The 20,488-nt window shown below is 40.5% G+C and carries 19 protein-coding genes; 10 read left to right on the plus strand and 9 right to left on the minus strand.

The window, feature by feature from the left end; genetic code table 11:
• The first annotated feature begins 1 nt into the window (after position 1).
• The 3 genes from H8B17_RS13090 to H8B17_RS13100 are packed head-to-tail and all read left to right on the plus strand — an operon-like array spanning position 2 to position 4,045.
• Positions 2-1,306, plus strand: a complete 1,305-nt coding sequence (locus H8B17_RS13090) for a glycoside hydrolase family protein (RefSeq protein WP_190309670.1) — start codon at positions 2-4, stop codon at positions 1,304-1,306.
• Positions 1,307-3,328, plus strand: coding sequence for a polysaccharide lyase family 8 super-sandwich domain-containing protein (locus tag H8B17_RS13095; protein WP_190309671.1), 2,022 nt, complete (start codon positions 1,307-1,309; stop codon positions 3,326-3,328). It abuts the gene before it with no gap.
• 9 nt (positions 3,329-3,337) lie between these two features.
• Complete coding sequence (locus H8B17_RS13100) at positions 3,338-4,045, plus strand: SGNH/GDSL hydrolase family protein (protein WP_190309672.1); 708 nt, start codon at positions 3,338-3,340, stop codon at positions 4,043-4,045.
• 20 nt (positions 4,046-4,065) lie between these two features.
• Here the strand turns inward: H8B17_RS13100 and H8B17_RS13105 are convergent, their stop codons facing one another.
• Positions 4,066-4,965, minus strand: coding sequence for an AraC family transcriptional regulator (locus H8B17_RS13105; RefSeq protein WP_190309673.1), 900 nt, complete (start codon positions 4,963-4,965; stop codon positions 4,066-4,068).
• A 341-nt stretch (positions 4,966-5,306) separates the two neighbouring features.
• On the opposite strand from H8B17_RS13105, the gene H8B17_RS13110 reads away from it, so the two are divergent.
• The 5 genes from H8B17_RS13110 to H8B17_RS13130 all read left to right on the plus strand — a co-directional run bounded on the left by H8B17_RS13110 (position 5,307) and on the right by H8B17_RS13130 (position 9,237).
• Positions 5,307-6,014: a response regulator transcription factor gene (locus H8B17_RS13110; protein ID WP_190309674.1), complete on the plus strand. Its 708-nt coding sequence runs from the start codon at positions 5,307-5,309 to the stop codon at positions 6,012-6,014.
• Positions 6,015-7,370, plus strand: coding sequence for a HAMP domain-containing sensor histidine kinase (locus tag H8B17_RS13115; RefSeq protein WP_190309675.1), 1,356 nt, complete (start codon positions 6,015-6,017; stop codon positions 7,368-7,370). It begins immediately after the preceding gene.
• Between the two features lie 134 nt (positions 7,371-7,504).
• Positions 7,505-8,017 (plus strand): hypothetical protein, encoded by a 513-nt coding sequence (locus H8B17_RS13120; protein WP_190309676.1) that lies wholly within the window; start codon positions 7,505-7,507, stop codon positions 8,015-8,017.
• On the plus strand, positions 8,010-8,498 hold the full coding sequence (locus H8B17_RS13125; protein ID WP_190309677.1) for a hypothetical protein: 489 nt from the start codon (positions 8,010-8,012) through the stop codon (positions 8,496-8,498). The genes H8B17_RS13120 and H8B17_RS13125 overlap by 8 nt, the downstream gene beginning before the upstream one ends.
• Positions 8,482-9,237, plus strand: coding sequence for a YoaK family protein (locus H8B17_RS13130; protein ID WP_190309678.1), 756 nt, complete (start codon positions 8,482-8,484; stop codon positions 9,235-9,237). Before H8B17_RS13125 ends, H8B17_RS13130 begins: the two co-directional genes overlap by 17 nt.
• Before the next feature lie 93 nt (positions 9,238-9,330).
• Here the strand turns inward: H8B17_RS13130 and H8B17_RS13135 are convergent, their stop codons facing one another.
• On the minus strand, positions 9,331-10,560 hold the full coding sequence (locus H8B17_RS13135; RefSeq protein WP_190309679.1) for a DEAD/DEAH box helicase: 1,230 nt from the start codon (positions 10,558-10,560) through the stop codon (positions 9,331-9,333).
• A 158-nt stretch (positions 10,561-10,718) separates the two neighbouring features.
• Between H8B17_RS13135 and pepF the strand changes: the two genes are divergently transcribed.
• Positions 10,719-12,593 carry an oligoendopeptidase F gene (pepF, locus tag H8B17_RS13140; protein ID WP_190309680.1) on the plus strand — a complete coding sequence of 625 codons (1,875 nt, stop codon included), beginning with the start codon at positions 10,719-10,721 and terminating at the stop codon, positions 12,591-12,593.
• 32 nt (positions 12,594-12,625) lie between these two features.
• Here the strand turns inward: pepF and H8B17_RS13145 are convergent, their stop codons facing one another.
• Positions 12,626-13,669 carry a Gfo/Idh/MocA family oxidoreductase gene (locus H8B17_RS13145; RefSeq protein WP_190309681.1) on the minus strand — a complete coding sequence of 348 codons (1,044 nt, stop codon included), beginning with the start codon at positions 13,667-13,669 and terminating at the stop codon, positions 12,626-12,628.
• Between the two features lie 256 nt (positions 13,670-13,925).
• Here H8B17_RS13145 and H8B17_RS13150 point away from each other — a divergent pair, with 256 nt between their 5' ends.
• Positions 13,926-15,101: a sialidase family protein gene (locus tag H8B17_RS13150; protein WP_223816557.1), complete on the plus strand. Its 1,176-nt coding sequence runs from the start codon at positions 13,926-13,928 to the stop codon at positions 15,099-15,101.
• A gap of 35 nt (positions 15,102-15,136) precedes the next feature.
• On the opposite strand, the gene H8B17_RS13155 is transcribed toward H8B17_RS13150, so the two are convergent.
• The 6 genes from H8B17_RS13155 to H8B17_RS13180 all read right to left on the minus strand — a co-directional run bounded on the left by H8B17_RS13155 (position 15,137) and on the right by H8B17_RS13180 (position 20,360).
• Positions 15,137-16,300 (minus strand): iron-containing alcohol dehydrogenase, encoded by a 1,164-nt coding sequence (locus H8B17_RS13155; protein ID WP_190309682.1) that lies wholly within the window; start codon positions 16,298-16,300, stop codon positions 15,137-15,139.
• Between the two features lie 36 nt (positions 16,301-16,336).
• Entirely contained in the window at positions 16,337-16,732 is a 396-nt protein-coding gene (locus H8B17_RS13160) for a cupin domain-containing protein (protein WP_190309683.1), read from the minus strand.
• Positions 16,733-16,752: 20 nt separating this feature from the next.
• A complete protein-coding gene (locus H8B17_RS13165) occupies positions 16,753-17,259 on the minus strand; it encodes a DinB family protein (RefSeq protein ID WP_190309684.1) in 507 nt (168 codons plus the stop codon).
• A 159-nt stretch (positions 17,260-17,418) separates the two neighbouring features.
• Positions 17,419-18,258 (minus strand): glycine betaine ABC transporter substrate-binding protein, encoded by an 840-nt coding sequence (locus H8B17_RS13170; RefSeq protein WP_223816558.1) that lies wholly within the window; start codon positions 18,256-18,258, stop codon positions 17,419-17,421.
• Between the two features lie 18 nt (positions 18,259-18,276).
• A complete protein-coding gene (locus H8B17_RS13175) occupies positions 18,277-19,110 on the minus strand; it encodes an ABC transporter permease (RefSeq protein WP_190309685.1) in 834 nt (277 codons plus the stop codon).
• A gap of 5 nt (positions 19,111-19,115) precedes the next feature.
• On the minus strand, positions 19,116-20,360 hold the full coding sequence (locus tag H8B17_RS13180) for a quaternary amine ABC transporter ATP-binding protein (RefSeq protein ID WP_190309686.1): 1,245 nt from the start codon (positions 20,358-20,360) through the stop codon (positions 19,116-19,118).
• Positions 20,361-20,488 lie beyond the last annotated feature (128 nt).

The following is a 20,488-nucleotide window of genomic DNA, read 5'->3' on the forward strand; positions in this document are numbered from 1 at the left end:
TATGAAGAAAGCTGTAAACTCATTAATAAAGAAATCTCTTTTTTTAGGTGGTTGTTTTTTGCTATCGTTTTATCCGGGTACAAAATTGGCAGCGCAATATGTTGGTGGATCCTCCAGGTCAGCGTTGGATGATACCGTTAATTTAAGTTTGCAAGAGTCGGTGAAACAATATGCCTATCTATCCGAGCAGGTTCCAAAAGATCAGCTGCCGCGTACTTATATCGATGGACAGGTGATGTCCGTGAGTCCGTATGCCTGGATAAGCGGGTTCTATCCTGGCTCCCTTTTATATCTGTATGAGTTTTCCCGCGACTCCATATTATTAAAAGAGGCGAACAACAAGCTTGTACAATTAGAGAAGCTACAGACGGTTACGGCCAACCATGATCTAGGTTTTATGATGTACTGTAGTTTTGGCAATGCCTATCGTCTTTTTCAAAAACCAGAGCATAAGTCGATCCTCATTCAGTCGGCCAAATCCCTTGCCAGTAGGTTTAATCCAAAGGTTGGATGTATCGAATCCTGGGATGAGATTAAATCCTTGGGTGGAAAGAGAATGTTGGATTTCCCGGTCATTATTGACAATATGATGAACCTGGAGCTTTTGTTTTTTGCTTCGAAAGCAACGGGCGATCCATATTATAAGGATATCGCGATTCAGCATACTGATAAAACCCTAAAAAATCACTTCCGAAAAGATTTTAGCAGTTATCATGTGGTTGCGTATGACACTGTGAGCGGAAAGGTATTGAGTAGAGAAACCCATCAAGGTTTTTCCGACAATTCTACCTGGTCTAGAGGACAGGCTTGGGCGATCTATGGTTTTACGATGGTGTATCGTGAAACGGGAAATAAGAAATATTTGAAAGCGGCGCAAAGAATGGCCGATTTTTACTTGAAGCATGAGAATCTTCCGGATGATATGGTGCCTTATTGGGATTTTAATGTGAACCAGGAAGGGTATGATCCGGTTTGGAACTACGATCCGGCGAAATATCCAGAAATACCTCGTGATGCCTCTGCAGGAGCTATTGTGGCTTCAGCTTTATTGGAACTTTCTGGATATGTGACCAAGAAAAAAAGTCAATATTATTCATCAGCAGCTGAAAAGATGATCGCCAGTTTGTCGTCATCTAATTATCGTGCGCCGGTCGGAACTAATGGCGGATTTATTTTGATGCATGCTTCGGGTGGTGTCCCGGGCGATGTAGAAGTCGATGTTCCGCTCTCGTATGCAGATTATTATTATATTGAATCGTTGATGCGCTATCAGAATCTTATATCTGACAAACCCATAGAAAAATAGATGAAAAATCTCCTGTTTATTTTATTGCTCATACCATTTTTTGCCCTGCATACTGCATGGGCGCAAACGCCGTCTAATGATACGCTAATAAATCGATATAAAGAATATTTGTTCCGTACGAACGATGCCGAACAAGATATTGATTCATTCATAAAGCGTTTGGATCCATCTGGAAAATGGCCGGATATCAACTATGCGGATTCTAGCCTCGCGGATTGGAAAATCACGATCCACTTAAGACGGGTTCGTACGCTGTCATTCGCTTGGGCGAACCCTAAATCATCGCATTATCAGGATCCAGTAATCCGAAAGATGATTGATATTGCGTTGGATCATTGGTTACAGATTAGATACCAAAGCAAAAACTGGTGGCATAATGAGATCGGGGTACCGCAGTTGATGCGGGATATCATTGTTTTGCTCCGGCAAGACCTGGATTCTCTGCGCCTGCAACAAGCGTTAGCGGTAATGGGTCAACTACGGGTGCACGAGGACTACGTGGGGGGCAATCTCATATGGTGTGCAGATTTGGGTTTACACTACGGTGCATTGATAGACGACGAAAACCTCTTAAACAAATGCCGGCAACTTATCCTAAAAGAAATTGAAATAGGAACCGGTGAAGGAATTCAACCGGATTACAGCTTTCATCAACATGGTAAGCGTCTGCAAATGTTTCAATACGGTAAGGCTTATCTCTGGGAAAGTATGCGCATCGCCTGGGAGCTCCGCGATACGCATTTGGCCTTTCCAGAGGAAAAGATACAAATTTTAATGGATATGGTTATCGAAGGCTGGCAATGGATGGCACGAGGCATTCATACGGTTCCGGGAACGATGGATCGCTCATCGTCGAGAAAAGGCGAATTACGGAGTGCGGATATGCGTTTATTGCTCCCTTTTATGAAGGAATTACAACCTCAAAATACTGCCATCACAACAATGGAAGCCATGCAGAACGGTCAGGGGACGCTTGTAGGTTATCGATATTATCCGTATTCTGATTTTGCTGTTTTTCATCGCCCGGGGTTCAGCTTCTTCTTAAAAACGGTGTCCACACGTACACTACCTACGGAGTCTATTAATAGCGAAAATCTTAAAGGAAAACTATTAAATAGTGGAGACACTTACTTGATTAGAAACGGAGAGGAATATTTTGATCTATTGCCTGCCTGGGATTGGACGGCTCTTCCCGGTTTAACCACCTTTAAAGAGGCGGACCATGTGAGCCGTAGGCCTTTCGTAGGGGGAGTGTCCGATAATATAGACGGCTTTTCTGTGATGGACTACGTTTTGCAAGACAAGACGGAGAAGCAGGAGTTTTCGGCTCGGAAGTTCTGGGCCTCGCATGGGGATGTTGTGGTTTGTTTAATAGGTGATATGAAAAGCAAAGGTATTTCCGGGCTTTTATATACCTCCTTAGATCAAAACCGTTTGCAAAGTGAGGTGACCGTAAATTCTATAGAGAATGTTTTAACGCCGGGTACGCATAGCCTCGATGATGTTCGTTGGATACATCATTCGGGATTTGCCTATATCCCCCTAAAGCCGACTGTGTTTACCATTCATCTAAAAAAGGTAGAAAGTAACTGGACTTCCATCAATGCAGCTGGAATAGCAGAGCGAGTAGAGGAGAGCGTGTTCCTCCCTCAAATGCTACATAATATGATTGGAGAAGATTCGGCTGGATATGTGCTAGCACCTGCTGCTAGTCCAAAACAAACTGCAAAGTTGGCGAGCAATCCTAGCTGGACGGTGTTACGGAACGAAGAGGCTTGCCAAGCGGTAGAATTCAAAGGGGGGATTCTGATGGCAGCTTTTTATTCGCCCGGAGAGCTTAATTTTGGGAAGAAACAAGCTATCCAGGTGGATCAGCCCTGTTTAATTTTAATTAAGGGTGGTGTGCTTTATGCGAGCGACCCTACTCAAGAAGGAAAAGAGGTTAATGTAACCGTTGGAGGCAAGAAGTTTAAAATACGGTTGCCCTTGGATGGTACGACGACCCAATTACCGTTAAAATAAGAACGATTAATGAAAAAGATACTATATACCATTTGTTTTGTAGGGCTAACTCTTGTTGGTCAAAAAGTTTATGCCCAGGCGGATTCGGCGACTTATTTGAATACGATCAAGGCAGAGCTGAAAGAAAAGTGGCCAGCGAACCGAACCATTAACTTGGTGTTTCACGGACATTCCGTTCCTTCCGGTTATTTTCAGACACCCTTGGTAAGAAGAATGGATGCCTATCCATTTCTTGTTCTACGTGCTTTAGATGAGAAATATCCTACGGCGGTGATCAATGTTATCACGACTTCCATTGGTGGGGAGAACTCCGAACAAGGCGAAAAGAGATTCAAAACGGAGGTGATGGTACATCGGCCGGATGTATTGTTTATCGATTATGCGCTGAATGACCGAAATATCGGTCTGGAGCGATCCCGCACCGCGATGGAGAAGATGATCGTAGAGGCTTTGGCACAGGATATAAAAGTGGTTCTTTTGACGCCCTCGCCCGATTTAACAGTTGACCTGCTTTTGCAAGATAACACGTTGGAATTATATCGGAATCAACTAGCGGATCTATCAAAGAAATATAATATTGCTATAGTTGATAGTTATCAAGTATTTAAAAAACGGAAAGCTGAAGGGGAGGAGTTGAAGCTATACATGGCCCAAAGCAATCACCCGAATAAAAAGGGGCATAAACTCATCGCCGATGAGATCATGCACTGGTTTTAAATAGAAGGAGATACAACACTCTAGGTTCGCTTTTTATGATTGTTTCTGTATTGTGCCGGAGCAATCTCCATTAATTTTTTGAAGAGCCTTGAAAAATAATACGGATCCTTAAATCCCAGTGTGTTACAAATCTCTTTGATACTCATATCGGTAAAATATAGGTATTGGCAAGCTTGATGAATCTTCATCTGGTTAAAATACTGAATAGGAGAGAAGCCTGTTTTTTTCTTAAAAAGATCGGAATAATGGGATACCGAAAGATGTTGTTCGCTAGCGAAGTCCTGTAACGTAAAATTCAAATGAAGGTTGTCTTTCATGAACTTGATGGATTTATTAACACTATCCACTTCGTAATAAGACAGAAAAGTTTCTTTATGATAGATCAGAGAAGAAAGGAATTGGAGAAGATTGATGTTTGCTAACTCAACGCTACGTTGGTCAAAGCTATGTTCGATGATGCTAAAGATTTGATTGAATAGATCAATCCGCTGTTCGTCATAAGGCAAAGAACGTGTGGTTAGTGCAGTACCATCGGTATGTCTGGAATACAGGTGGTCTGCATTTTTACCTTCAAAGTGGATCCAGTAGATACTCCATGGATCTGTAGAAGATGAGTGATAATGGTGGGGAACATCCCGTGGAATAATAAAAAAGTGATTGGGGTTTAACGTATGTTTTTCTCCTTGAACTGTAATGGTGCCCTGCCCCTCTATGCAATAGAGCAAAATGTATTGCGAGCAACCTGTATTTCGCCGCCTATCATGGTGGTTGGCATAAGGATAAAAACCGATAGCGGTAAGGTAGATATTGTTAATTAGTAGGTTTTTTGCAATCTGATTGTGTATTTCAGGTGGAATGACGATCATTTTTTGACCCACAAAACCTTCCTTAATTTTCTTTATCTCGACCTGTGTATTCATTTTGTTTATAGCTGTGCTTCCATTCATACTGCACATGAATCTCAGCACAATATACAAAATTATCTTAAAAAGATTTAACTTCCATCTCCCACTTAATACAACGATAGCATAGTTTATATTACAAGTTTTTCCAAGGTATTATTTATTAATCCGATCGCTATTTTGCCCTGTTTTTTATAAATGGTGGGTATCCGAGTTTTACTTTTTTAACCATTTATATGAAGTATCTCATCACCTTACGGGATACTATGGAATTTTCCAGGAGTTTTTTTTCCTCCACAACAGCCAACAACGATTGTTCATGCCGGACGTTTCCCTCGAAATTTTTAACTTAGCGCATTATGACAGGAAAAAAAATATTACTTATTGAAGACGAAAAAGATGTCGCCGATGTCATTATTCAGGGTTTGGAAGAAGATGGGGCTTTTGTTTTGCACGCTACCAACTATGAAAGTGCACTTAGCCTTTTGAAAATGAATAATATAGATCTGGTTGTTTTGGATGTTTTGTTGCCGAAAACAAATGGATTGGACATCTGTAAAAATTTCCGAAACTTAGGATACATCGATCTCCCTATTTTGATGGTCACAGCGCTAGGTGGTCCTGAAAATGTCGTATTGGGTTTGGACAGCGGAGCAGACGATTACCTGTCCAAACCGTTTAAATTAATAGAACTCAAGGCGCGGGTACGGACGTTGATACGTAGAAATCACGAAATCGCAAAACAGTCGCAAGGCAAAGAGAAATACCACTATGTTTATAAGTTAATCGAAATCGATGATTATAAAAAGATAGCGCATGTGAACGGACAAGAGCTTAACTTAACAGCTACAGAATATCGTTTACTTTTGCTTTTTATCCAATCGCCACAAAAGGTTTTCCAACGAAGTGAACTGCTAGACAAAATATGGGGGATCAACTTTGATATCGGATCTAATGTAGTAGATGTGTATGTGAACTATTTGCGTAAAAAGATAGAAAAAGCCACTCCCGTAAAAGCTATCCATACGGTCATTGGAATGGGGTATGTATTAAAGATAGAAGATTAAATGAGAAGCTATAACAAAACATTATACGCGCTGATTGCTATTTTAGTGATTTATACTGTTTCCTTTGTGGCGTTTATCATGTATTCCATTACTAATTTTGCCTTTTCTGATTTTTATAAACGCTTGGATCTTCGACGAGATCTTGCCGCTGAGCGAATGCTGAATGGCAACGCAAATCAAAAAGATTGGTCGCTAAGTTATCTTGAAGAGCTAAACAACCAACACGAATTTATCGTTGAACTTGACGAAAAAGCGGATATTGTAAAAAGTAGCGGATTTAATCTATCCTTATGGGAAAGGGTAAATAAACAAGGAGAAACCAATTTTAAGGAAAGCAATACTTTTTATTCGACGAAATTTTACCAGCAAGAGGGGAAAAATTATATAGTAGGTGTCTCGGCAGAGAACTATTTCTATACCCACCATTTGCGCTATCTACAAAATTTACTCCTTATCGCACTCTTATTAGGTGTGCTGTTTGTCGTTGTGGTTTCTTTATTAGTGAAGCGTTCGTTCATTAAACCTATTCATGGATTGATCGATGAGGTGAAAAAAATCGGTTCTGAAAATTTATATCTTCGACTAAGTGAAGATAAATATAAAGGCGTATTGCACAAGCTGGCGAATACATTTAACCGTATGCTCAATCGTGTCGAAACTTCTTTTGAAACACAAAAGAATTTTATCAGTAATGCCTCGCATGAGTTGAATACCCCGTTAACATCCATCATTGGTATTGCGGATCTTGCTCTTTCTAAGGATCGAACAATCGAACAGTATAAAGAGGCGATGCAGAAGATCGTTGATGCTGCGGGAAATCTGGAAAAGAAAACCAGTGCCCTATTGTTGCTTGCCAGAACAGGTTATGAAAGAAATAATAAGCTTAATTTTAAACCAGTACGTATCGATCAGGTCATTATGGATGCGGAAATGACGGTGAAAGCCATTAATGAACGGTTTCATATAAAAACAGACTTTAGTATGCTTCCTGATGATAGCATGAAGCTCAAGGTGAACGGATTGGCACCGCTACTTCAGCTCGCTATTTCCAATGTTGTTTCTAATGCATGCAAGTATTCATCGAACCATACCGCGTATGTTGCGCTGGGAGCATTTGAAAATGGTGTCCTCATTCTTATCAAAGATGAAGGCATCGGCATTCCCGAGAAAGAGATATCGTATATCTATGATCCTTATTTTAGGGCTTCTAATACACAACATGTCTCCGGATATGGTATTGGACTCCCTTTAGCACGGAATATCATCAAAATGCATGATGGCAAATTATCTATTACGTCAACCTTGGGACGAGGAACAACAGTGCGTATAGAATTGCCTGCTTTTACCCCACTTTAATGTCTTTTTAATCTCGTACCTTCCTTTTAATCTCATTTTAATTTTCTTATAAAAAGTTTAATGAAATTCTAATTTGGGTTTCACGCCGTTGCTATGTGGCTGACTTACTTTTGTATCTAAATAATAAGAAGTCAATGATACAACGCGTGCTTATTCCGACAGATTTTACCGTTAACTCTCTTCGAATCGTTTTAGAGTATTTGGAAAATAGTAATCATCAACAAGTAGAGCTGGTGCTTACCTGCGGGTATAATTTAGGTGAATCTATTGGTATGTTGTTGGGGTTTACGGTGGATGACTACCTTGCTGAAATGCAAAATGAAGATTTCCTCAAAGGTTGCGAAATGATCAAATCTCGCTTTAAGGATAGGGTGGTAGAGATGTATAGCGATTTGATGATTTCAAGAAATAAGCGCTATGTCCACAATTATCTGAAAGGAGGTCAATTTGCACAAATTGTGTTACCGAATATATTTGAATTTAATTATACAACGAACTGTTTTGATATCGTCGAATTGATGAAGACAAGTCAACTGTCTGGTATGCCCGAAATCATATCCGTTAGTATGAGTGATGAAAAATTACAAGCACAGGATACGTTGGACAGCTTTTTCTTTCGGAAGAAATGGAGGTTTACCTATGAATAGAGATGTGTTGGTGAAATTAAATTATTTATTGCTGGCTTTACTGCTCATAGGCGCTTCCTTTATTATTAGGCATGCTGAAAGTCCCGAGCGTCTAATACAAGGCGAGTGGATAGAAAAAGAATGGCGACTGGAAAAAGATAACGCTAGTGTCGTTGAGGAATCACAGATGCAATCGAGGTTGAAGAAGGAAATCTTGCAAAATGTGGAGGATTTGCATTTTGGTATTTGGATATTTGAGGAGGATGGTATCTTGAAATCTACATCCTCTAAGCACAATGACGCTATAGAATGGTTTATTAAAGGTCGTGGCCATGTTTTGGAACTTCGTAGAGACGGAAGAACAATCGAAAGTTTTCAAATTCAAAAAATCAGTAAAACGACGTTGGTTTTGCACCTGAACTTTGACTTGCAAGTCAAAGGTATTATCGAAATTGTTTTGGAAAAAAAGGAACAATCAGACCAATATGCTAAGAAAATATAGTAATCATAGAACACAATCCGATAATGTAAAATTAGGCGCGTTGACGGCTTTTTCAGCAGGAATGGTCAACGTTGCATCCGTGACGGTTTTTTTTGCTTTTACATCGAATATAACCGGATACTATGCTGTGCTTGCGCAAGAAATTAGTAAAGGGAATTGGTATCAGGGAGCTGTCGTGTTATTGTGGGTGACGTTATTCTTTCTGGGAAGTTTTCTGTCAAATTTTGTTATTATTCAAGGCAAAGGACGTTGGAATCAATATATATCGCATGCAATTCCTGTTATGCTGGAATTCCTCAGTATTTTGTTTGTTGGAATTTATCTAGAGGCTTTTTATCAAAACACCCTAAAGGAAACGGAAATTCTCGTAGGCGCATTGTTGTTTGCGATGGGGTTGCAAAACGGTCTTACGGCAAGTATCTCAAACTCTGCTGTAAAAACGACTCACCTGACAGGACTTACGACCGATTTAGCTATTCTTGTCTCCATGTTCAGTAAACATGAAAATAGACATAACAAAACGCTGGTAGACAAATTTCATCTGCTTCTCATCATTATGGTTACATATGTCGCAGGGGGATTATTTGGCGGAATCGGCTACTTATATTTAGAAAACGGCATATTCTATCTCACTTGTGCTATTTTATTGATTATCGCATTATATGATTTTTATAAGATAGGACGTATAAGACGTATATTCGAGAAACGAAAAAGAGAGGTCGTTATGCAGATTCGCTAAACAGATTTTTTGATCTTCTATGATACATATTCGTATAGCAGGCGCTGTTTACTTCTCATCATTATACCTATGGTAGGAAAACAATACTACACCTTATCTTTTCTTATTTCTCATGGTCATTTTGGCCTTTACCCCACTACCATAGTTATAAGTTTTGCTATTGCTTTCTTTCTTTTTATGAAAGGCCCCATCTTGTGATTCGTCTTGTTCTTTTTTTTCTTTTGGACTATCGGACGGACGATAGATAATAAGATCATCAGGAAGGGGTGTGAGCGGAATTTTCTTTCCTAAAGATTGTTCTATTTTTTTGAGCTCTGGAAGCTCGATGTCTGTTGCAAATGTGATAACTACGGCTTCGTTATTTGAAGTTTTTAATACATGTTGCACGAAAACGTCTCGATTTTCTGGTATTTCGAAATAGAATATAAACGGAATCCCACTTAAATCTATGTTACTGCTGCCTTCATTTGCAATAACGAGTATTCGACATGTTGGGGTTTGCTTGAAATCATCGATATTATCAAAACCTAAATCATCATGAAAAAAAGGGTGTAATACAGCAGCTGCCCCTTTCTGAACATGGAGCCTTTGCACCAGATTGTGCGCCGTAAGCCGACTGTTCACAAATACTACCACTTTGTCAAACACATCATCGTCACGCATCAACGCATTTAGCAAATTGATTTTAGTTGTAAAATTAGGTACTTGATACAACAGGAGCTCGTGTGTATCTGTTGTTTCCCCAGCGAGCTCTTCCACTTCAATAATCGTAGCAAAAGGCATAAAATCATCAATCATCAAATGCAATTTTTCATGTTCGACCGTGCTGAATGCTAAATATTGTACTTTTCCACAACTTTGGGCCAATTCTCTTACCGTTGTTTGCATGCCCTGTTTCACTATTTCTTCCGCATCATCAATAATGAATGTTTGAATACGATTCAAATTCAGTCCTAGCTTAAGGTACACGGCTCGAGCACGGTTAGGTGTAGCAACCACAATATCTACCCCGCGCACAAGATCCTCGATCTCTTCCTCCATACCTCCACTCGTTTTGAGCCCCATAATATGGAGATTCTTATTCTGGCTAATGGCCAGGAAACGATCAATTATTTCAGTAATTCTATCTTCGCTAGGTGCTAAAACTAATACTTTAGGCGCTTCATCTTGTGTGTATTTTAAACGCATCAATACACCAAGCACGTAGGAGGTGGTTTTTCCGGCTCCTTCCGGTGCAACGCCAACGATACTATGCCCGCCGACGATGCGAGAAAGTGACTTCAATTGGAATTCTTTTGCTGTAAAATAACCCAAATCGTTCATGGATTTATGAAGGCGCTTACTAAGCTTTAATTTATCTAAAGACACGGCTGACTAATTAAATGAATACGAAAGGACAAAGTTAACTAAAATATAATTGGTGTTTTTTTGTAAATTGTGCCACTATGTAAATTATGCCACTATCTATATATTATTAATATATGCATAAAAAAACACAAATAATCGTCACCGTGATGCTATTTTCTACGACGGTTGCTGTCAGTCAGATGAAAGTTCGGGAAGAGTTGCCTGAAAAATATAAATGGAACCTGGTTGATCTCTATGCTACAGACGCGGTTTGGAAAGAAGAAAAGGAACAGATGCAACAACAAATGCAGGAAATAGTTTTGTATAAGGGCAAGCTTACACAGTCTGCAACTTTTCTTTTGGAAGCATTGGAGTTGAATAGTAAGTTGGTTAAGGACATGGCCAGATTACTCTCTTATGCGATGATGAAATCTGATCAAGATACCAGAGTAACAAAATACGCGGGTATGAAGCAAGAGCTGCAACAGCTTTTTTCAGAATATGGTGCATTAACTTCGTTCATAGAACCAGAATTATTAACATTGCAGGAAGAGCAACTCAGCACTTTTTTGACGAAAGAGAAAGAACTGGCCACATACAAATTCTACCTCATGGATTTACTTCGGAAGCGAGCTCACAGAGGTTCCGAAGAAGTCGAGAAAGTAATGGCCTACTCCGGATTAATGTCTGAAAATGCCGCAAATATCTTCAATACTTTTTTTAATGCGGAGTTTCCCTACCCAGAAATAGAATTAAACGGAGAGCGCGTAAAGCTCAATCCAGCAAATTTTGCATTGTACAGAGCGAGTGAAGATAGAGAAGTTAGGCGTAAGGTGTTTGCCTCTTATTTTGGTAAATTGAACGAATTTCAACGCACTTTTGGAGCCCAGCTGTATGGTAATATCAATGCGGCGTTGTTTACGACAAAAGCTAGGAATTATGGGAGTACATTAGAAAGGGCATTGGATAGCGACAATATCCCCACAACGGTTTTTCAGAATTTGGTCAAAAATGTGAATGGAAACCTCGAAACCTTTCACCGTTATCTGAACCTTCGGAAACGCATGATGGGAGTAGATACACTGCATTATTATGATCTCTATGCACCTTTGGTCGACGAAGTTGATTTAGCCTATACGGTGGAAGAGGCTGTTGAAAATATTCTGCAATCTTTGTACCCTTTAGGCACTGAATACGTAGAGGTGTCAAAAAAAGCATTCCAGGAAAGATGGATTGATATGTATCCCAACGAGGGAAAAAGATCTGGCGCGTATTCCAATGGTTCTGCGTACGACGTACATCCGTATATACTCATGAACTACAATGGGAAATATAATGATATGTCCACATTGACCCATGAATTGGGGCATACGATGCACAGCTACTTAACCAATAAGAAGCAACATTTCGCCAACGCAAACTATTCGATTTTTGTTGCCGAAGTGGCCTCCACATTAAATGAAGAGTTGCTAAACGATTATATGTTAGAACAAATTAAAGAAGATAAGGTCCGGCTCGCTATCCTCGGAAACTATCTCGAAGGTGCTAAAGGAACATTGTTCCGGCAAACGCAGTTTGCTGAATTCGAGTCGGTGATCCATGATAAAGTCGCCGCTGGCGAAGCACTGACTGGCGAAGATTTCGACAACATGTACCTTGACCTAACCAAGCGTTACTACGGTCATGATAAAAATATTTGTATAGTGGATGACTACGTCAAATCCGAGTGGTCTTACATTCCACATTTTTACTATAATTTTTACGTTTACCAATACGCAACATCCTTCACCGCCTCTACTGCTCTCTCGGAAAAGGTACTAAAAGGTACCGATGAAGACCGTAAAAAATACCTCGATTTTTTAGCCTCTGGAAGCACAAAATATCCTGTGGATTTACTTGTTGATGCTGGCGTAGATATGAATACTTCAGAACCATTTGATCTGACTATTGCGAAGATTAACGCTGTCATGGCAGAGATGGAGACCATTCTGACAAGAATTGGGAAATAATGGATTTCCAAGCCATAGCTTACGAAAGTAGGCTATGGCTCTATAATGCTAAAATCTGGTGCCTGTAAAGATTCAATTTGCCATTTTATGTGATCAATCGTTATAGGATACGCTGCGCGATCGCGTAAGCTCTCATGTACTGCGTTAAATAAGCGATTATAATCTCCTTTTCGTGCAGTAAGTAATGACGTCTGTTTTTCACCATTATCATCCACAACCGTTAGCTTCCCTTCGCTTCCTTCTGGTTCAATTCCATATCCTGGTGCAGTTGGGAGCATACCATCAATTAACTGCTGTTCTTGGACATCGGCCATTTTTTTAATAAAAGATCCTTTTGATCCATGAACGACGAAGGCTGACTGTGGGTCGGCTACCAAGAGATTTCCAGTCAAAAATACGTGTAGGTTATGGGGGTAGATCAAATGAAAATTAAAGTAATCAGGTACTTGTGATTCTGGTCTGTTAATTGCTGTTGTTTTGATTATTTTACTCGGCTTCCCAAACAGAGAGAAAGCTTGATCCAGCAGGTGTGGGCCTAAATCGTACGCGACGCCGCTTGAAACATATTGGCTGTTTTCTTTGAATTTTTTAGGTCCCAAGGCCATATTGTAGCGGTCAAAACGCATGTGTACTTCGATGAGTTTTCCGAGTTGACCACTTTCGATAATCTCTTTCATTTGCATAAAGTGGCTATCGTAACGTCTATTTTGGTAGAAAAAAATCTTCTTGCCTGTTTTTTCGCTTATCGCAGATAATTTATCCAGTTGATCAAGATTGTCTACAGCAGGCTTTTCCAACAGAACATGTTTTCCCGCTTCTAGCGACTCTTTTGCGAACTCGAAATGCGTATAATTGGGTGTATTAACAATAACAAGTTCTATACTATCATCGGCCAACAGATCTGTAACACTGTCGTAACTTTTAACGCCGGGATAGATCTCCTTTGCCGTTTTCGTTGTTCTTTCGACGACTGCCGTGAAATTAAAATGGTTATTGGTATGAATGAAAGGAGCGTGAAAAACGCGTCCAGACATTCCGAAGCTTAAGATACCTGTATTAATTTTTTGTTCTTCCATGGTGTTGTTCATTATAGTAATTAATATTTCCCGTTCAATCACGTGGTGAGCTACCGTTGAATAAACATATTAAATTTCGTCATCTTTAACAAGACTTTAGCGCTAACCAAAGTATTTAAATTTTGGAATAGAATCCAGTTATGTTGTTTCTACATGCAAAGATCTTGTCGAGATGCGCAAATTTTATACATAAAAACAGATGTTTTAATTACTAAGTTTGTTATCGTTATAAATCGTAATCAGAAAATTTTATCGTATGAACCAAAATAAGTTCACCAATATGCAGCATCTCCGCGTGATGGTTATCACACTTTTCCTTTTTAATGGTCTCTTAAGTGCGCAGGTGCAACCGAAAACTGAAATAAAACATCGAGATGGTATTGTTTTAGAAGAGTTTTTATATACAAAAGCAGATTTCCCCTCTTGCCATTCGGCAACAATCGTGGAACTCCCCAACCACGAACTGCTATGTACTTATTTTGGCGGAACATATGAGCGGCATCCGGACGTCGAAATTCGCCTACAACGTAAAAAGCTGGATGGAACATGGACGCCGCCGATATCTGTCGCAAACGGTATACAGTCTGACGGGGAGCGGTTGCCGACCTGGAATCCCGTGTTGTTTCAACCTAAAGGTGAAGATCTTATGCTGTATTATAAAGTAGGGCCTAATCCAAGAGAATGGTGGGGCGAATTTATAACATCGAAAGATAACGGTCATACTTGGAGTAAGCCGCAGCGTTTGGAAGGTAAACTCCTTGGGCCGATTAAAAACAAGCCCATACAGTTGTCGGATGGTACTATTCTATCGGGATCCAGTGATGAGAATGGGGGATGGAAGGCGCATGTGGAACGGAGTACCGATGGCGGTAAAAGTTGGTCGTTTATTGGTCCGCTGAATGACGGCAAGGAAATGGCAGCAATACAACCTGCATTGTTGACTCATGCAAACGGTAGTATTCAAATGCTCAGCCGTACGAATACCAATGGCGCGGAACGGATTACCGAGACGTGGTCTGCGGATGGGGGCTTAACTTGGTCGGAGATGACCTGGGCCACGTTACCTAATAACAATTCGGGTTTGGACGCGGTTACGTTGAAAGATGGTAGGCATCTATTGGTTTATAACCACTCGACGCGTGAACAAGAAGGTATGGGGCATAAAGGAAGAGGAGTGTTAAATCTGGCGTTAAGTAAGGACGGTAAGGTGTGGGAGGCAGCTTTGATGTTGGATTATATCGATGAACCGGAGAAGCAATATTCGTACCCCTCGATCATCCAAACATCGGATGGTCTTGTGCATATCGTATATACTTGGCACCGGGAACGTATCAAGCATGTGGTCGTGGATCCCAATCAGCTGGTGACCTTTCCGATTATCAACGGGCAATGGCCACTTGAGGATATTCCTTTGGTGGTCAGTACGGAGTAATCGACCGTTCGGTTCCGTCCTCCGTTGCCCTGTTGCTAATAACACATTTTGACGATTTCATAAGCATCCTGAGGCGTTAGGGTTTTATATTCACCGATGCCAGTCCACTTTCTATCTGTGAAAGCATTTTTAACTCGTGTAGCAGTTTCTTGATAATCTGCCACGTAATCAGAAAGCTTAGTATGGATGTCGAGGCTATGAAAAAAGTTTTCCATTTTTATAATAGCTCTTTCTGCTTTTTCATCGGTAGTACCCTGTGTTATTCCCCATACTCGTTGTGCATATTGCGCCAGTTTTTGCTTTTTAGCTTCGAAATTATAGCGATAATGTGATGGCGCAACGATGGCTAGTGTGCGTGCATGATCGATACCATAATAAGCTGTCAGTTCGTGTCCCATGGCATGTACAGCCCAATCGGTGATGACCCCTTTTTGGATAAGCCCATTAAGTGCCATGGTGCAACACCACATGAAATTTGCAGCCGCGCCGTAATCAAATTCCTCCGCCATCAGTTTCGGAGCAGTTTCCTGTAAACTGATAAGAATACTTTCCGCTATCCGCTCTTGAAGGTCGGCCGATGAAGGAGCCGTCATATATTGCTCTAGAACATGTGTATAAGCATCTGCGATTCCGTTCGCGATTTGGTTTTTTGGGATTGTACGGACAACCTCTGGATCTAAAATGGAAAACCGAGGAAACATTCCCGGTCCTCCGGAAGAACGTTTCTCGTTAATTTCTCTTCTGGATATGACATAGCTCGAATTCATCTCCGATCCCGTTGCCGGCAATGTTAAGACTGTTCCAAAAGGCATTCCTTCTCCCTCAAAAATCCGAACAGGTTTTTTAAGGATTTCCCAAGGATCGCCATCATAGTAAGCAGCAGCGGATAGAAATTTCACTCCATCAATGACAGACCCTCCACCGACTGCAAGCAGATACGTAATTTTTTTTTCTTTGATCAACTGCAAAGCATTTACTAAGATATCAAATTCTGGATTAGCCGGTACACCACCGAATTCGTACAGATCATAATCTTTTAATGCTGCTTTCACTTGGTTATAGACGCCATTCCCCTTAATGCTTCCGCCACCATACACCATTAAAACCCTTTCATCTACGGGAATTTCGTTTGAAATTTTAGCAATCTCACCTTTACCGAAAATAATTTTTGTTGGATTTTTAAATTCAAAATTAATCATTGTTCTAACTACTGTATCTGATAATAAGAAAATAACTTATTGTTTCATAACCAAGGTAAGCAAAAAGAAACTTTCTGTCAAAGCCTTTACGCTGTGGGTGATATTTTGGTGTAACACAATCATCTGTCCTTTTTCTATCTGTGTACTTTGAGATTCGGTAGCGAACGTAATTTTTCCTTCCAAAACCTGAACACTTATTGTACCGTTTGCTTTATGTGGTTTAAGTTCCGCATGCGGATGTAGTCCGATCAGCACAATACGCATAACGTCCGACTTAAAAATCGTAATGGAGTTTCGATCACTATCCATCCAAGTCGATTCCTCTTTTATCTGATTTATGAACGTGACCAAATTCATCTCCACAAGAGGGCCATCTAAAGTTCGTTCTCCTTCTGGACGCTGCGGTGTCGCGTCATTTGATTTTTTTTTCATCTTTTTAACTTCAATATCCGTTAGTTAGACCGAAGTCCGTCTTCATATGTCGGGCCGTATAGTCCAGGTACCTGGTTACCGGTAGCTCGTAAATACACAATCATTTCTCCCCTATGATGGTAAATATGGTTGAAGAGAAAACCTCTGACTACTACCCCCCGTGGCATGGGACCGAGGATGACATTGTCACCTGATTTCATCGTCCATTCATCCGCGAGTTGCTCTTCTGTGAGAGATACTAATGCTTCTCGGGCCTTTTCTACATTATTTTCAAATAATGCTAAAGTCGAATGAATATCGTCTGGGTGACCTCTTTCGAAGTGGTCTGCAGTGATATCATAAACGTCCTGTGTGAGCGTACCTACATACCAATAGTATATCGTAGCGATATGCTGTGCTAGTTGACCCATCGTCCAAGAATTAGCTGCGGGTCGGTAATGAATGTCCTTTTGGGGCACCGCTTGAAGCAGCTTACGCGTGTTATTTGTCTCATGATCAAATTCTTGAATCCAATTCTTTAAAATCATATGTTGAAGATTAATCGTTCCCCACTATGGGAACAAAATTGATCTTAAAAAGTTTACACCGATCCTACAATCCTATAAAAACAGCTAATGTGAAGAAAGCTACAAACTAAAAATGGGAAACGGATAGCGTGTATGCAGCGTAGACTACGGATGATGATTTTACTGTGCCGATCCACCCCACCACGCGTCAAGCATGGATCTGTTTTCCTGTATCCATTGTCTCGCGGTTTCTTTCTGGTTTTTACTGGCTTCCATTTTCGTAAGGAGATCCGCCATTGTTTCTTCGTCAAAAAAGGCATGTTGGAAGAACCGGTAAACCTCGGGAAAATCCTTATCAAAATCTTGACGTGCGAACGTTTCGATATGTTCTACCTCGCCGTATATTTTGTTTGGATCTTCAAGAAATTTTAGGTCAAATCGTCCAAACAACCAATGCGGCTGCCATGCAGTCGCAACAATCCATCTTTTTTCGTTTATGGCCTTGTTCAGTTCCGCTGCCATCGCCACCATAGACGAGTTTAGCTGACGGAAATTTAAATCATAGGCGAGTATAACGCTATCGGTATAAATCGCCATACCTGTGCCTCTTTCTATGCCCATGATTTTTCCGTCAAATTTATCGACATTAGCGTTTAGCTCTTCGATTGAACTTATTTCGACGTAATCGGGTACCACAAGCCCTAATAGCGCTCCTTCATAATTCGTGGCTACACTTTGAATTTTATGAAAGGGAGCAACCTTGTCTCCGTGCGTCTTTGGCAGCCATACATTCATAAATATATCGGTATCTCCGTTATCCATGGATGCCAAAAGTAGATTCGGTGCAGCTTTGTGAATAACAATATGGTATCCTTTTTCTTTTAAATATTCTTGTGCTACGGTTGTCATGGCGTTCCCCTCTGCCCAGCCTTCCACCATACCCATACTGATACGCTTGGTAAGATGATCTCCGCATCCGAGCATAGAAAAACACATGACAATCAATAATATCCTTCTCATTCCCTTCATATCTCCTCCTTATTTAGATAACTCCTTGTTCCCAAAAGCTTGGGTGATACGATCAAGTATTATTGCAAGAATCACGACAGATAATCCGCTTTCGAACCCTAGACCGATATCCAGGTTGTTAATTCCCTCAAGTACTTTCTCCCCTAATCCCCCCGCAGCAATCATTCCGGCAATAACGACCATCGATAAAGAAAGCAGAATGGTTTGGTTGATTCCCGTTAATATGGTTTTCATAGCTAACGGTAATTCGACTTTAAACAGGATTTGTTTTGATGTTGCTCCTAGAGAATGTGCAGCCTCTAAAACATCTTTTGGTACTTGCTCAATGCCTAAAGTTGTAAGTCTTACGGCTGGCGGCATTGCGAAAATAATAGTTGCAAACGCTCCGGGGAGCTTTCCAATACTGAAAAATAGTACGGCCGGGATCAGGTATACAAAAGCTGGCATGGTCTGCATGAGATCCAGTAGTGGGCGAATAATGCGGTTGGCTGTTAGACTCTTTGCTGCCCATATTCCCAATGGCACGGCAAAGACTAGAGCAATAAACGTTGACGCTAGAATAAGCGCCAAGGTTTGCATAGTTTCCTCCCAGAAACCCATTAGATAAATGAGCGTAAGACCCAGCAAAGTAAAGACAGCAATGCTTTTCCCTGCTTGCTTCCACGCAATAAAAGTAAACAATGCAATTATTATATAGAATGGTGTTTGTACAAAGACCCACTCTAAGCTTTCTATACCCGTATTTCCCGTAACTTTAATAAAATCAAAAAAAGGTCTTAAATTATCGGTAAGCCATTTGACGGCAACCGCCACATATTGTCCTATATCTATCGTTTTTTCCATCCTCTTTAACTATTGTTTGCTTGTTCTTTTAAATCCTGGATATCTTGTTCGTCGAACCGTGTTGCTTCGATGATTAAGGAATTTTGGGTTACAATTCCGAGCAATCGTTTCTCTTCCCCATCGACGACCGCAATTGGCGATCGTGTTGCGGAGATTAAGGGTAACATTTCTTCTACAGTTACCTCTGTTGTCACGGAAGGTACATCCGATAGTAAAATTTTGTGTATCGTTTTTTCTTTCTCCTTAGCACATTGTATAGCGTCTTTTACCCATACAAAGCCCATAAATATCTGCTGGTCGTTCACAACAGGCAGTACATCTAACCCAGTTGCACGCATTTTTCGTAACGTCCCTTCTGGACCATCCTTTCCCAGTCGCGCAACAGTGGGTTTTGCGTGCATTAAGGTGCCTGCGGTGATAATTGTTTTGCGATCTACTTTTTTCACAAAAGCTTCCACATACTCCGTTGCCGGGTTAGTCAAAATTTCTTCTGCTGACCCAATCTGTTCAACAACACCATCTTTCATAATAGCAATCCGATCACCTAACTTAATTGCCTCATCCAGATCATGCGTAATAAACACAACCGTTTTTTTAAACTTTTCCTGTAAGGCAATTAGTTCATCTTGCATTTCCGTCTTAATCAATGGGTCGAGTGCGGAGAAGGCTTCGTCCATTAATAGTATTTCCGGGGAATTAGTCAACGCCCGAGCTAATCCTACACGCTGTTGCATCCCACCAGAAAGTTGTGCTGGGTACTGATCTTCAAAACCACGTAAACCAACGGTATCCAGCGCGATTTGTGCTTTTTCTTTCCTTATTTCTGCGTCTTCTCCGCGAATTTCTAGACCGAAGGCAATATTTTCGATAATAGTACGGTGCGGTAGTAGGCCAAATTTTTGAAAGACCATGCTCATTTCAGTACGCCGAAGATCGAGAAGTTCCTTATGAGTTTTTCGAGTAATATCATCACCATTGATATAAACGCTGCCCGCAGTAGGTTCTATTAAGCGGTTTAAACAACGGAGCAAGGTGGATTTACCGCTTCCGGATAAACCCATAATGACAAAAAATTCATTTTCTAGAATTTCAAAACTAGCACCGCTAACGCCGATCGTACATTGCGTAGCTTCTAGAATTTCCTTCTTGGTTTTACCTTGTTTCAGCATTTGAAGAGCTTTCTCTTTCTTTTTACCAAAAATTAATACTAGATCTTCGATTTTAATTTTTACAGGTCTATTTTCGTCCATGTATATTTTATTTTTCTACCTTCTTCCTATATATAGGCTTTATAACAAATAAAAATAGGATTGGTTTATTTTAAAGCTGGTCCATTGTCGAAGGGAATAGTCCCTACGATCCGAATATAAGTACAATG

The organism is Sphingobacterium arenae, assembly GCF_014692505.1.
In the GTDB taxonomy this organism is placed as follows: Bacteria; Bacteroidota; Bacteroidia; order Sphingobacteriales; family Sphingobacteriaceae; genus Sphingobacterium; species Sphingobacterium arenae.

What these genes read in the sequence shown, in the direction of transcription:
- H8B17_RS13115 (WP_190309675.1), top strand. Translation starts at nt 6,015, where the DNA reads ATGAGAAGCTATAACAAAACATTATACGCGCTGATTGCTATTTTAGTG.
- pepF (WP_190309680.1), top strand. Translation starts at nt 10,719, where the DNA reads ATGCATAAAAAAACACAAATAATCGTCACCGTGATGCTATTTTCTACG.
- H8B17_RS13135 (WP_190309679.1), bottom strand. Translation starts at nt 10,560, where the DNA reads ATGAACGATTTGGGTTATTTTACAGCAAAAGAATTCCAATTGAAGTCA.
- H8B17_RS13110 (WP_190309674.1), top strand. Translation starts at nt 5,307, where the DNA reads ATGACAGGAAAAAAAATATTACTTATTGAAGACGAAAAAGATGTCGCC.
- H8B17_RS13175 (WP_190309685.1), bottom strand. Translation starts at nt 19,110, where the DNA reads ATGGAAAAAACGATAGATATAGGACAATATGTGGCGGTTGCCGTCAAA.
- H8B17_RS13170 (WP_223816558.1), bottom strand. Translation starts at nt 18,258, where the DNA reads ATGAGAAGGATATTATTGATTGTCATGTGTTTTTCTATGCTCGGATGC.
- H8B17_RS13095 (WP_190309671.1), top strand. Translation starts at nt 1,307, where the DNA reads ATGAAAAATCTCCTGTTTATTTTATTGCTCATACCATTTTTTGCCCTG.
- H8B17_RS13145 (WP_190309681.1), bottom strand. Translation starts at nt 13,669, where the DNA reads ATGGAAGAACAAAAAATTAATACAGGTATCTTAAGCTTCGGAATGTCT.
- H8B17_RS13130 (WP_190309678.1), top strand. Translation starts at nt 8,482, where the DNA reads ATGCTAAGAAAATATAGTAATCATAGAACACAATCCGATAATGTAAAA.
- H8B17_RS13100 (WP_190309672.1), top strand. Translation starts at nt 3,338, where the DNA reads ATGAAAAAGATACTATATACCATTTGTTTTGTAGGGCTAACTCTTGTT.
- H8B17_RS13180 (WP_190309686.1), bottom strand. Translation starts at nt 20,360, where the DNA reads ATGGACGAAAATAGACCTGTAAAAATTAAAATCGAAGATCTAGTATTA.
- H8B17_RS13155 (WP_190309682.1), bottom strand. Translation starts at nt 16,300, where the DNA reads ATGATTAATTTTGAATTTAAAAATCCAACAAAAATTATTTTCGGTAAA.
- H8B17_RS13105 (WP_190309673.1), bottom strand. Translation starts at nt 4,965, where the DNA reads ATGAATACACAGGTCGAGATAAAGAAAATTAAGGAAGGTTTTGTGGGT.
- H8B17_RS13125 (WP_190309677.1), top strand. Translation starts at nt 8,010, where the DNA reads ATGAATAGAGATGTGTTGGTGAAATTAAATTATTTATTGCTGGCTTTA.
- H8B17_RS13120 (WP_190309676.1), top strand. Translation starts at nt 7,505, where the DNA reads ATGATACAACGCGTGCTTATTCCGACAGATTTTACCGTTAACTCTCTT.
- H8B17_RS13150 (WP_223816557.1), top strand. Translation starts at nt 13,926, where the DNA reads ATGAACCAAAATAAGTTCACCAATATGCAGCATCTCCGCGTGATGGTT.
- H8B17_RS13160 (WP_190309683.1), bottom strand. Translation starts at nt 16,732, where the DNA reads ATGAAAAAAAAATCAAATGACGCGACACCGCAGCGTCCAGAAGGAGAA.
- H8B17_RS13090 (WP_190309670.1), top strand. Translation starts at nt 2, where the DNA reads ATGAAGAAAGCTGTAAACTCATTAATAAAGAAATCTCTTTTTTTAGGT.
- H8B17_RS13165 (WP_190309684.1), bottom strand. Translation starts at nt 17,259, where the DNA reads ATGATTTTAAAGAATTGGATTCAAGAATTTGATCATGAGACAAATAAC.